This window comes from Marinobacterium sp. xm-m-383 (assembly GCF_013283255.1).
GTDB lineage: Bacteria > Pseudomonadota > Gammaproteobacteria > Pseudomonadales > Balneatricaceae > Marinobacterium_E.
In genome coordinates this window covers 59,081-72,025 of record NZ_WBYT01000005.1, presented here as the reverse complement: position 1 = coordinate 72,025, position 12,945 = coordinate 59,081, and the positions used below count along the sequence as shown (strand labels likewise).

11 protein-coding genes are annotated in these 12,945 nt (G+C 49.6%); 3 read left to right on the top strand and 8 right to left on the bottom strand.

Translation table 11 applies throughout. The features are described 5' to 3' along the window. Positions 1-2: 2 nt before the first annotated feature. From XMM383_RS09265 to gyrA, 8 genes are read right to left on the bottom strand one after another with little or no spacing between them, the layout of a single operon-like run. The gene (locus XMM383_RS09265; protein WP_173481311.1) at positions 3-299 is read right to left on the bottom strand and encodes an integration host factor subunit beta; all 297 of its coding nucleotides are present in this window, start codon (positions 297-299) and stop codon (positions 3-5) included. Between the two features lie 53 nt (positions 300-352). Then, positions 353-2,035, bottom strand: coding sequence for a 30S ribosomal protein S1 (rpsA, locus tag XMM383_RS09260; RefSeq protein ID WP_173481312.1), 1,683 nt, complete (start codon positions 2,033-2,035; stop codon positions 353-355). A 25-nt stretch (positions 2,036-2,060) separates the two neighbouring features. Further along, complete coding sequence (cmk, locus tag XMM383_RS09255) at positions 2,061-2,762, bottom strand: (d)CMP kinase (protein ID WP_173481313.1); 702 nt, start codon at positions 2,760-2,762, stop codon at positions 2,061-2,063. A 3-nt stretch (positions 2,763-2,765) separates the two neighbouring features. Beyond that, entirely contained in the window at positions 2,766-4,976 is a 2,211-nt protein-coding gene (locus XMM383_RS09250; RefSeq protein ID WP_173494844.1) for a prephenate dehydrogenase/arogenate dehydrogenase family protein, read from the bottom strand. Further along, positions 4,976-6,076 carry a histidinol-phosphate transaminase gene (hisC, locus tag XMM383_RS09245; protein ID WP_173494843.1) on the bottom strand — a complete coding sequence of 367 codons (1,101 nt, stop codon included), beginning with the start codon at positions 6,074-6,076 and terminating at the stop codon, positions 4,976-4,978. Before hisC ends, XMM383_RS09250 begins: the two co-directional genes overlap by 1 nt. A gap of 11 nt (positions 6,077-6,087) precedes the next feature. Further along, positions 6,088-6,858: a chorismate mutase gene (pheA, locus tag XMM383_RS09240; RefSeq protein WP_173481316.1), complete on the bottom strand. Its 771-nt coding sequence runs from the start codon at positions 6,856-6,858 to the stop codon at positions 6,088-6,090. Positions 6,859-6,860: 2 nt separating this feature from the next. Then, positions 6,861-7,940 carry a 3-phosphoserine/phosphohydroxythreonine transaminase gene (serC, locus tag XMM383_RS09235; RefSeq protein WP_173481317.1) on the bottom strand — a complete coding sequence of 360 codons (1,080 nt, stop codon included), beginning with the start codon at positions 7,938-7,940 and terminating at the stop codon, positions 6,861-6,863. Between the two features lie 23 nt (positions 7,941-7,963). Then, the gene (gyrA, locus tag XMM383_RS09230) at positions 7,964-10,612 is read right to left on the bottom strand and encodes a DNA gyrase subunit A (protein WP_173481318.1); all 2,649 of its coding nucleotides are present in this window, start codon (positions 10,610-10,612) and stop codon (positions 7,964-7,966) included. Between the two features lie 165 nt (positions 10,613-10,777). Here gyrA and ubiG point away from each other — a divergent pair, with 165 nt between their 5' ends. The 3 genes from ubiG to XMM383_RS09215 are packed head-to-tail and all read left to right on the top strand — an operon-like array spanning position 10,778 to position 12,926. After that, positions 10,778-11,494, top strand: a complete 717-nt coding sequence (gene ubiG / locus XMM383_RS09225) for a bifunctional 2-polyprenyl-6-hydroxyphenol methylase/3-demethylubiquinol 3-O-methyltransferase UbiG (RefSeq protein WP_173494842.1) — start codon at positions 10,778-10,780, stop codon at positions 11,492-11,494. Next, positions 11,491-12,147: an HAD family hydrolase gene (locus tag XMM383_RS09220; RefSeq protein WP_173494841.1), complete on the top strand. Its 657-nt coding sequence runs from the start codon at positions 11,491-11,493 to the stop codon at positions 12,145-12,147. Before ubiG ends, XMM383_RS09220 begins: the two co-directional genes overlap by 4 nt. A gap of 11 nt (positions 12,148-12,158) precedes the next feature. Continuing rightward, entirely contained in the window at positions 12,159-12,926 is a 768-nt protein-coding gene (locus XMM383_RS09215; protein WP_173494840.1) for a YciK family oxidoreductase, read from the top strand. Positions 12,927-12,945: the final 19 nt, after the last annotated feature.

Genomic DNA, 12,945 nt, shown 5'->3' with positions numbered 1-12,945 from the left:
ACTTAATACTCATCTTTCAAGCTTGCATTCACTTGCTCGCGCAGCTCTTTGCCAGGCTTAAAGTGTGGTACATGCTTGGCCGGCAGAGAAACGGATTCACCCGTTTTTGGGTTGCGACCGACGCGGGGGGCACGATAGTGAAGTGAGAAGCTTCCGAATCCGCGAATCTCAATACGCTCGCCATCGGCTAAGGTATCAGCCATTTGAGTTAACATGATTTTCACTGCCAACTCGACATCTTTCACAGAGAGTTCCGGATGTTTGTCTATTAGGCGTTCGATCAGCTCAGACTTAGTCATACCCACTTCCTATCGATACTGAAAACAGGGTAATAAGCTCACCCTGTTTTCTATCACTCTTTCTTACCCATCTGCTCTTTGATGAGATCACCAATGGTCGTTGCGCCTACATCCATATCTTTTGGAGCAGACTGAACCGCTTTAAGTGCTTCTTGCTGCTCTTTGGCTTCAATCGCTTTAACTGACAAGAAGATAGAACGATTACGACGATCAACATTGATCACAATCGCTTCAACACTATCACCCACAGAGAGCTCTGCAGATAGATCTTCAGTTCGTTCACGGGCAAACTCAGCCACTTTCAAAATAGCGTTTAGACCTTCAGCCACTTCAATTTCAGCTTGACGAGCATCCACTGCTACAACCGTACCGGTAACTTTAGAGCCCTTACCGTTCGCTTCAGCAAAGCTGCTAAATGGATCAGAGGCAAGTGCTTTAATGCTCAGAGAGATACGTTCACGCTCTGCATCCACTTGCTGGATAACCGCTTCAACCGTATCGCCTTTATTGAAACGTTTAACGGCCTCTTCGCCAGACTCATCCCAAGAGATGTCAGATAAGTGAACTAGACCGTCTACACCACCATCTAAGCCGATGAAGATACCGAAGTCAGTGATTGAGCGGACAGTACCAGAAACTTTGTCACCCTTATTCGTTGACGATGCAAAGGCATTCCAAGGATTTTCGCGGCACTGTTTAATACCTAGAGAGATACGGCGGCGCTGTTGGTCGATATCGAGAATCTGAACTTCAACCTCATCGCCAACCTGAACAACTTTAGATGGGTGGATATTGCGGTTAGTCCAATCCATCTCTGAGACGTGAACTAGACCCTCCACGCCCTCACCGATCTGTGCAAAACAGCCATAGTCAGCAAGCTTAGTCACCTTAGCAGTAACGCGCTGACCCACAGCATAGTTTTCGATAGCCGTAGTCCAAGGATCTGCAGCCAACTGCTTCATACCTAGGGATACGCGCTTACGCTCTTGATCGTAGCGAAGAACCTTAACGTCGATCTCATCACCAACATTAAGCATTTCACTTGGGTGTTTGATACGTTTCCAAGAGATATCGGTAATGTGAAGAAGACCATCGATACCGCCAAGGTCAATGAACGCGCCGTAATCAGTAAGGTTCTTAACAATACCTTTAAGCGTTGCGCCCTCTTCCATCTGCTCAAGCAGCTTCTCGCGCTCTTCGCTGTTGGCCTCTTCTAGAATCGCACGGCGTGACACAACAATGTTGTTGCTCTTCTCATCGAGTTTAACAATTTTAAGCTCTAGATCTTGATCATCAAGATGGCTGGTATCGCGCAGTGGGCGAGTATCTACCAAAGAACCCGGTAGGAAGGCGTTGATGCCGTTAACCATAACCGTTAGGCCGCCACGGACACGACCACTGATGCGACCAGTAACCGTCTCGCCAGCTTCATACGCTTTTGCAAGAACAGCCCATGCTTCTGCACGCTTGGCACGTTCACGCGAAAGTTTGGTTTCACCGAAGCCATCTTCTAGGGATTCAAGCGCCACTTGCACTTCATCACCAACAGCGACTTCAAGCTCACCTGCACCGTTTTTAAACTGATCGATGGGAATAACCCCATCTGACTTAAGACCCGCTGTTACAACAACAAAGTCATTTTCAATACCTACTACGGTTCCAGTAATGATGGAACCTGGTGTCATATTGACCTGTTCAAGACTCTCTTCAAACAGATCTGCAAAGCTTTCGCTCATGGTCTAAGCCTCAGTTTACGGAGTGCTAACGCAACCCTTTGTGGCGTGCTTGTTCTAGCACAGTTTTCATAACTTCATCGATAGACATAGATGTACTATCGAGAATCACGGCATCATCGGCTGGGCGAAGTGGCGCAACCGAACGGTTCATGTCACGATCATCTCGCGCACGAATATCTTCTAATATAGTTTCAAGGCTAGCACTCAGCCCCTTATCTATCAACTGCTTATAACGACGATCCGCGCGAACCTCTGCGGAGGCATCCAAGTAGATCTTCAACGGTGCCTGAGGAAATACAACGGTTCCCATATCACGTCCATCGGCCACCAAGCCGGGGGATTGAGCAAAATCGCGTTGACGTTTCAACAGTGCAGAGCGCACTTCAGTAATAGCGGCCACTTTAGAGGCATCGTTACCTATCTGCTCCGCACGAATAGCATGAGTGACCTCTTCACCTTCAAGTAAAATAGTCACCTCATCGCCCTGTTCAGAGGCAACAAAGCGCACATCGAGATGCTCAGCCAACACCTGCAGTGCCTCTACATCACTAAGATCAACACCATGATGGTTCGCAGCCAAAGCCGTCAGGCGATACAAAGCCCCGCTATCCAACAAGCTCCAACCAAGCTCCTGCGACAGCAATCGACAGATCGTACCTTTACCTGAACCACTTGGCCCATCAACGGTAATGATAGGGCATGAATTTTCATTATTGAGTGGATCCATCCACTACTCCTCAATCAATTTAATACCGACCCTTCGCGCCTGATCAATCAGTTCAGGAAAGGCGGTACTGATTGCTCGACATCCGTTAATTCGGATGGAACGATCAAAACGTAAACTTAACATCAGTAGAGCGAGTGCAAGTGCTGGGTGCTCTGCAGCTTCCAACTCACAGGGACGCCAATCTGAAACCGGCGAAATAGTGACATCAGTATGTGACATACTGATGTCGGCACCCGCTTTACTTAACTCATCCACTGTCGTCTTGAATAGGGCTCTCTGTCGTTCTGGAATTCGATCGATACCTAATATAGTCGAATCACTCTGAGCAGACGCCATCGCTAACAGCAGTAGAGGGAGATCATCCCCAACCGAGGCCAACTCAGATGAGAGGCACTCGATACCTGATAACAACGAGGCTTTTACCTCTAAATCAGCGACCGGCTCACCGCCCGCATGACGATTGTTATTCAGCGCAATGTGCGCACCCATGCGTTCAAGTAGACGCAAAGAGTGAAGTCGAGTGGGATTCGCACTGACATTTTCAATAACCAGACTCGACTCTTGTTGTAAAAGAGCACCCACCGCGAAGGCGAAGGCGAAACTCAGATCCGCTGGTACCTGAACCGAACAGGCTTTTAGCGAAACGCCCGACTCGATAAACAGTCGACGCCCCTCTCTCACCAATTGAACACCAAAGGCATCTAGGAGACGTTCAGTGTGATCACGCGTCGTATTCGGCTCATAAACCTCTAATTCAACACCCGCACTGATGGCCGCCAACAATAATGCACCTTTAATCTGAGCACTGGCATGACTTGGCGCATAAGTAATCGATTTAAAGCGCTGACCACCCTTAATAGTGATTGGCAGCGAGCCTGTATTACTGTCGATGGAGGCACCCATCTGTGTCAGTGGATCGATAATCTCTTGCAGCGAGATCTTGGATAACTGCTCACTGCCCGTTAACCTCACATCGAAGTCTTGAGCAGAGAGTAGACCTAACAACATTCTTAACGAGGTCATTGAGCTACCAAAATAGAGAGGCGCTGACGGCGCTTGCAGTCCATTTAGACCCACACCAAACACTCTTACTCTACCTTGGTGTGGACCTTCGATAACCACGCCCAAATCACGGAAGATCTGAATCGTTGCTAGAGTATCTTCACTCTCAATTAACCCCTCGATCTCGGAGACACCCTCGGCAATCGCTGCCAACATAATGGCGCGTTGCGAGATTGAACGATCGCCGGGCACTCGTAACTCACCGCTCAACTTAGCCGTGGGAGATGAGACCAGCGTATCAATGGCATCACCTCTGAGCTCAGCATAGCCAGCACGCTCTAATACCAAAGAGAAATGTTCACGGGAGGCTTTAGCACGGGTAAAAATGCCCAATAAGCGTAGACTGTCACCCTGATCAACAGCAGCTCTTAGATCTTGCACACCCGTCATAAAGCGATCTATCTGCTCTAGCAACTGCTCACGGTTGGCGAAACAGACGTCATGCCACATGGTCGGATCACTGGCTGCAATTCGGGTAAAGTCTCTAAAGCCACCGGCCGCATAACGAAAGATATCGGTACTCTCAGCTTCTGCTGCTAAGGTATCTGCGAGTGAAAAAGCTAAGAGATGAGGTAAATGGCTGGTCGCCGCCAAGACCTGATCATGGCGTTTAGGCTCCATTTGAACCACTTCAGCACCAATTGCCTGCCAGACTCGAGCTAGAGTTAGCGTCGCTTCGCTAGAGGCCCCCTCAGGAGGCGTCAGAATCACTTTTTTATGATTGAAGAGATCCGTTTGCGATGCCGATACACCACTTTTCTCTGCGCCCGCTATCGGGTGGCCAGGTATAAATCCTGTTGGCAGACCCTCAGGCCAAATAGCTTTAGCCGCTTCAAGAATGTTCAGCTTTGTACTGCCAACGTCGGTTAAGATCGCCTCAGGCTTCAGCCAAGGAGCGATCTGCAGCATCACCTTCTCTATCGCTTTGACCGGAACAGCCAATAGAATGAGATCAGACTGTTTTACCGCTGTTTCAAGATCCGTTGCGATGCTATCAACCACATTGAGAGCCAACGCTAGGTCGCACTCCTCTTGATTGAGATCGAAACCGATCACATGCTGAACGCTAACCAACTCTTTTGCAGCACGCGCAAAAGAGCCGCCGATCAGACCCAGTCCAATGACTAATAGGCGTTCAGCTTTAAACGACATTAAGCAAGCGCCTCAGCTAGGGCTTTCAAGAAGCGAGCGTTTTCATGCTCAAGACCGATACTAACCCGAAGATGATTAGGCAGTCCGTAATTGCCAACTGGGCGCGTAATGACACCCTTCAATAACATGGATTGGTAGATCGGCATGGCAGGCTGCTGCAAATCGATCAAGACAAAGTTGCCCTGACTAGGAACATAGCTGACACCCAATTCATTGAGCCCTTCGGATATCTGTTTAAGGCCCTGCTGATTTACCTCTTGGCTTCTCTTCAGGTATTCAGAATCCGAAAGAACCGCTTGAGCTGCTGCCAATGCCGCAATACTGACATTAAATGGCTGACGAACACGGTTTAACAGATCGGTAACGGCGACTGAAGCATAAGCAAAACCACAACGAAGCCCTGCTAAGCCCCAGGCTTTGGAAAAAGTTCGAGTTACGATTAAATTATCGAACTCATCAGCTAGCAACAGTCCGTTCGGCATACGTTCGGCCGTTAAATATTCGGTGTAAGCCTCATCCAAAACCACTATAACCTGCTCAGGCACACGAGCCATGAACGCGCGAAACTCGTCTTCAGAGAAGACCGTGCCGGTTGGGTTATTGGGATTGGCTAAGAAGATAAGACGCGTCTTGTCAGTAATGGCATTAGCCATAGCGTCTAGATCGTGCCCATACTTTTTGGCTGGGGTAACCACGGAAACGGCACAACAGGCCTGTGTCACCAGCGGATAGACAATAAAAGCGTACTCCGAGTAGATCACTTCATCGTCAGGGCGAACAAATACTCTTGCGATCAACTCGAGTAGATCATTGGATCCATTACCCAGGGTTAAACGATCCTCTGCTAGCCCATAATGAGCCTTCAAGGTGCGTTTTAGCTCTGTTCCCGACGCATCAGGGTAGAGCGTTGCATCTTGTAGACTATCAATAGCTGCTTTAAGTGCGATAGAGCTTGGGCCCAAAGGGTTTTCATTACTGGCCAGTTTGATCGACTCAGTAATCCCCAGCTCACGCTCAAGCTCTTCGATGGGCTTCCCTGGTTGGTAAGGTGTTAACTGTTGAACACCCGATACTGCTAAAGTTTTTTGATCTACAGACACGATTTTAGTTCCTAAAAAACCGCTTTGGGAAAAAGACCCAGGTAGTGAAAGTTAAGTTCTGGCCCCAACAAAGACTGAAGCTGTTCAATCGACCTAGCGCCATCAAGCTCCATGTAGGTTAGGGATCCATCGGTGATATTTCGCTTCGAATCAGTAACCACTGATTCGGCACTCTCAACAATCAATGCTGTTTTATCATCGCCCGATGCCGAAACCTCTTGATGCCCTAACACTAAAAAGGCCTCATCACCATGGAGAGTTACCTCACCAACAACGTTTAACTGATGAGTCACCAATAACGACAAGACCTCAGGCAATCTATTTACTGAAAGAACCGCGTAGTGCAACGCTCCCTGCGCTAAGCTCAGCAAGGTTTCCGATGCACTAGCGAATGCAATAGGCTCAACCGAGTGACCAAATTGTTTCAGAGCAGCTTGCTCAGTATCTAATTCAGAGGTTGAAACAAACCCAACATTCATACGGTGCTCATGCGCCAGACAGACCGACATCACCTCCCTGAACAGACGTGCAATCTCCTGATCAGGAAGTGGTCCCTGATTGCGCTGCATCGCTTTACGAAGCACCTGCGCTTCTCGCTCAGGTCGATAAAAAACCGGCGAATTCGCACCAAAGTTATGCTTAATATCAGCCACTCTTTGGGCACACTCAGCACGCTTGTTCAACAGAGCATGAATCTCTTGATCAATCTGATCGATCTCATCACGCACCTGTGTCAGCGCCTCATCTTGAGTCAGCCCCTGGTAGAGATTCTGCTGATCCATTGTTAGCCTCGGCGCTTTTCGAAATCAGCCATAAAATCGATCAGTGCATCAACCGCTGCTTCGGGCACAGCATTGTAGATGCTTGCACGCATACCACCGACAGAACGATGCCCCTTAAGATTCAACAACCCTGCCTCTTCAGATTCGGCCAGGAAGGCTTTATCCAGAGCAGAATCCGCCAGTGTGAACGGAACGTTCATGATCGAACGGTTTCGCACAGCAACTGGGTTGGCAAAAAAGTCACTTGCATCAATCGCAGCATAGAGTTTAGACGCTTTGCGATGATTCAATTCCGCCATTGCAGACAAACCACCCTGGCGCTTAATCCACTGGAATACTAAACCTGACAGATACCAGGCCAGTGTCGGCGGCGTATTGTGCATCGACCCTTCAGCAGCGTGAACCGCATAGTCGTACATAGTCGGCGCTGTACTTAAGGGATTGCCTAATAGATCTTTACGCGCGATCACAACCGTTAAGCCGGCAGGTCCGATATTCTTCTGAGCACCCGCATAGATCAAACCAAAGCGTGAGACATCAACAGGCGCAGAGAGTATGTCCGAAGACATATCAGCCACAAGCGGCACGTCACCCGCGTCTGGAATGTAATCAAACTGAACGCCGCCAATGGTTTCATTGGTGGTGTAGTGAAGGTAGTTAGCCGTCGAATCAATAGAGAGATCAGACTGCAGCGGCGCTTCACAAAAGTTTGATGACTCAGTTGAGGCAGCGATAGAGACATCTGCAAAACGCTTTGCCTCTTTGATCGCTTTTTTCGACCAAACACCCGTGTTGATGTACGAGACCTTGCCACCTTGTGACAGATTCATCGGCACCATACCAAACTGACTGGTCGCGCCCCCTTGAAGGAACATGACAGCGTAGTCGTCACTGATGTTCATCAGATCACGCAAATCCTGTTCAGCCCCTTCAGCAACGCTAACAAACTCAGCGCTACGGTGGCTCATCTCCATAATAGAGAGGCCTTTGCCATGCCAATCCAACATTTCAGATTGGGCGATTTCTAGTACTTCCGTTGGCAGCGCTGCAGGGCCAGCGCTGAAATTAAATAGACGATTCATTTAATAGGGGTTCCGAGCCTCAATTACTCTTCTTCGCTGCCGTCGGAATCATCAGACTCCTCTTGTGCAACTTGACTCTCTTCTGATGCATTAGTTTCTGTTGAGTTACCCTCTCCAGCTGCATCAGTCGCATCTTCATCCTCTTCCGGCTCTTCGATTCGAGCGATACCGATCAGAGTCTCATCATCCGCTACGCGAATGAGTCGGACACCCTGGGTATTTCGACCGAGTGAGGAGATCTCAGAAGTACGGGTACGAACCATGGTGCCAAGATCACTGATCAGCATGATGTCATCGCCATCAAATACCTGGACAGCACCGGCCAACGCACCGTTACGATCGGTGCACTGCATAGCAATGACACCCATACCGCCACGACCACGAATTGGGAACTCTGTGATCGCTGTCTTCTTACCATAGCCTTTCTCAGAAGCAGTCAGCACCTGACCACCCTCCTTAGGCACCATCAATGAGATCACTTTAGCGACATCATCCAACTTAACGCCACGCACACCGCGAGCGGTACGACCCATCTCACGAACATCTGTTTCATTGAAGCGAATCGCTTTACCCGCAGAGGTCACCAGCATCACATCGTCGCTACCGTTTGTCAGTGATGCACCGATTAGGCGGTCACCTTCAACGATATCCAATGCAATCAGACCTGTACTGCGTGGGCGAGAGAAGGCCGATAGACGGGTCTTCTTCACGGTACCATTGGCTGTCGCCATGAATACGCAACGCTCATCATCAAACTCTTTAACAGGAAGAATCGTGCTGATGCGCTCACCCTCTGCCAACGGCAGAATATTGACCATAGGTCGACCACGAGCGGTACGGCTTGCCTGAGGGATCTCAAACACGCGCAGCCAGTAGACCTTACCGAAGTTGGTGAAACACAGGATCGTATCGTGACTGTTAGTCACCAGCAGATGCTCGACAAAATCTTCATCTTTCATTGCTGTCGCAGACTTACCTTTACCGCCGCGACGTTGTGCTTGGTAGGCCTCAAGCGGCTGTGTCTTCGCATAACCACCGTGCGAGATAGTCACAACCATCTCCTCTTCGGTGATCAGATCAGCAATGGTTAGATCCTGCATAGACGCAGTGATCTCAGTGCGACGCTCATCTGCGTACTCTGCAACCAGCTCGTTCAACTCTTCAGTAATCACTTCCATCAAACGAACGTGTGAGCCAAGAATCTCTAAAAGCTCTGCAATACGCTCGATAAGATCGCGGTACTCTTCAATCAGCTTTTCGTGCTCTAGACCGGTTAGACGGTGTAGTCGCAATTCGAGAATCGCTTGCGCTTGAGCTGGCGATAGGTAGTAGCTGTTGTCACGCAGGCCGAACTGAGCTTCCAAACCTTCTGGACGACAGGCATCTTCACCTGCACGCTCTAGCATATCCAACACCTGACCAGGCGCCCAAGCGGTCGCAATCAGCGCCTCTTTTGCCTCCGCAGGGGTTGGGGATTTCTTAATCAGTTCAATGACAGGATCAATGTTTGCCAGTGCGATCGCCAAACCTTCCAAGATGTGGCCACGCTCTCGCGCTTTACGCAGTAGGTAAACCGTACGACGTGTGACAACTTCGCGACGGTGACGAACGAAACACTCAAGCGCCGTTTTCAGATCCAATAGACGCGGTTGACCATCAACCAACGCCACCATGTTAATACCAAACACGCTCTGCAGCTGTGTCTGCGCAAATAGGTTATTGATGATGACATCAGGCACTTCACCACGACGCAACTCAATAACGATACGCATACCATCTTTGTCTGACTCATCGCGAAGTTCGCTGATACCTTCGATCTTTTTCTCTTTGACCAGCTCAGCGATCTTTTCGATCAAGCGCGCTTTGTTGAGCTGGTAAGGAATCTCGGTGATAACCAGCATAGGACGACCGTTTTTCGGGTGCTCCTCAACGTGGTGTTTTGCACGAACATAGATACGGCCACGACCTGTTCGGTAGGCCTGCAAAATACCTGCACGGCCATTGATAATACCGCCCGTCGGGAAGTCTGGACCTGGGATAAACTCAAGCAGTTCATCGATAGTAATATCCGGGTTCTCGATCAGTGCCAAACAGCCTCGAACCACCTCACCTAAGTTGTGGGGCGGAATGTTCGTCGCCATACCTACCGCAATACCCGCTGAACCATTGACCAACAGGTTAGGCACACGAGTCGGAAGGACCGCTGGAATCTTTTCGGTACCGTCGTAGTTATCGACGTAATCGACCGTCTCTTTATCCAGATCCGAAAGAAGCTCGTGAGAGATCTTCTTCATTCGAATTTCGGTGTAACGCATTGCCGCAGCAGAGTCACCGTCCACCGAACCAAAGTTACCCTGACCGTCTACCAGCATGTAGCGCATAGAGAAGTCTTGCGCCATACGAACGATCGTATCGTAAACCGCACTGTCGCCGTGAGGGTGGTATTTACCGATTACATCACCAACCACACGAGCGGATTTTTTGTAGGGTTTATTCCAATCATTACCCAGCTCATTCATCGCAAACAGCACACGACGGTGAACCGGTTTTAGGCCGTCACGCGCATCAGGTAGTGCACGGCCGACGATCACGCTCATTGCGTAATCTAGGTAGGACTGCTTCAGTTCGTCTTCGATATTTACCGGAAGAACTTCTTTGGTTAGGTCACCCATTATCTGGCGTTCCTTTTAGTCTTCTGTTCGCACCGCCACCCGGTGCAAAAATAAAGTCCACATCATAACACAAACAATTGAATCAAATCAGCTTTTGGGCCTTATTCAAAGGGGTGATAAACTAGCACCATTAACCGTTAATGAATTGCCACTTTGGTAGCCTAAATGACCGATCAAACAAACCTGAATATCGACCCACAAGAGATCTCTAAATTCGAAGAGCTTGCATCACGCTGGTGGGATAAAGAGAGTGAGTTCAAACCCCTTCACGATATCAACCCACTGCGAGTTGGCTTCATTGATCGTCATGCGGATCTGGCCGGCAAAGAGGTATTAGATGTCGGCTGTGGCGGTGGCATTTTATCGGAAGCGATGGCGCACCGCGGCGCCTCAGTTAGCGGCATTGATATGGGTGAAGCGCCACTAAAAATCGCCAAACTACACGGTCTAGAGTCTGGCGTTAAAGTCGATTACACCCGCACAACAGCGGAAGAGTTCGCTGAACAGAACCCAGAGCGTTTTGATGTCGTCACCTGCATGGAGATGCTAGAACACGTTCCAGATCCAGCTTCGGTCGTAAAAGCCTGCGCCGCACTAACCAAACCTGGTGGACGTGTCTTCTTCTCGACCCTAAATCGCAACCCGAAAGCTTACCTATTTGCCATTTTGGGGGCAGAGCGACTGCTTAAGCTGGTTCCCAACGGCACGCACGACTTCAACAAGTTCATTCGCCCGGCTGAACTGGCCAACCATATGCGTGCTGCTGGACTGGAGGTGGATGACCTATCCGGCATGACCTACAACCCACTGACCAAAGTCTATGCACTGGATGCTAATGATGTCAGCGTGAACTACCTGGTTGCCGCGACCAAACCACTATGAGATCCGCACTCTTTGATCTAGACGGCACACTGCTGGATACAGCCCCGGACTTTTATCGCGTCATTTGTCAGCAGGCACAGAACCACGGCTACGCGGAGCCCGATTTTCAGCTAATTAGAGACAATGCATCGAACGGCGGAAAGCCGATGCTAAAGGCTGCTTTCCCAGATCAGTTCATTGCCAATGAAACCGCGCTTCACAATGAGTTTCTCTCACTCTACAGAAGCAACCCCGTCGAGAGTGGCGGTCTTTTTCCTGGCTTTAACGAAGCGTTAACCTGGCTTGAAGAGCAGCAGATTCCCTGGGGCATTGTGACGAACAAACCTCGCGAATTGACGGATATCGTGCTTGAACAGTTGCAACTCACTGATCGCTGCAGTGTCTGCATCTGCCCAGAGGACGTCAACCAATCAAAACCCGATCCAGAAGGGATCATCAAAGCGCTTAAAACGGTTGATGCAGCAGCAGAGCACTCACTCTACTTTGGCGACCATATTCGCGATATTGTCGCTGGTAAATCGGCAGGCACACCAACGGTAGCCTGCACTTTCGGTTACCTAGCGCAGGGCGAGGATTATAGGGAGTGGCAAGCAACTCATGTACTTCATCAGTCCGAGAATCTTCTCTCATTTCTTAATGAACAATTTATTTAAAAGGTCCAACCATGTTTACGTACGACGCTCCCGAGCAACTTCTTGAAGGACGCACCATTCTGGTAACCGGTGCCGGTGATGGAATTGGTAAAGCCTCAGCTATCGCCTACGCCAAAGCAGGCGCGACCGTCATATTAGCGGGCCGTACCGAAGATAAGCTTGAAGCTGTCTACGATGAAATTGAAGCGCTAGGCTGTAAACAGCCTGCCATCGTGCCGATCGACTTCGACAAGGCAAGCGAACCCGACTACATTGAGCTGGCTAACTTACTGGATGAGACCTTTGGCAAGCTAGATGGCATCCTGCACAATGCCGGGATTCTTGGTCTAAGAACTTCGATTGAGAACTACGACCCGATCATCTGGGAACAGGTGATGCGCGTGAACGTCAATGCACCGTTCATCTTGACACAGACCCTAATGCCACTGCTTAGACAATCCGAAGACGCCTCAGTCATTTTTGTCACTTCGGGGGTTGCGACCAAGGGCCGTGCCTACTGGGGTGCCTACTGCGTCTCTAAATTCGCCACACTGGGACTGATGGAGACTTTAGCTGACGAGCTAGAGAATGACCCAAGCATCCGCATCAACGCCATCAATCCAGGCGGTACCGCCACTGCAATGCGTGCCTACGCATACCCTGCAGAGGACCCAAGCACCATTGCAACACCCGACGATATCCAACCTGCGTATCTATTCCTAATGGGACCTGATAGCAAAGGAGTCAACGGACAGAATATAGATGCACAAGGTGCAATGTCTGCTGCAGATTTTGCCTAGAAAGTAGGAGCGGCCTTGA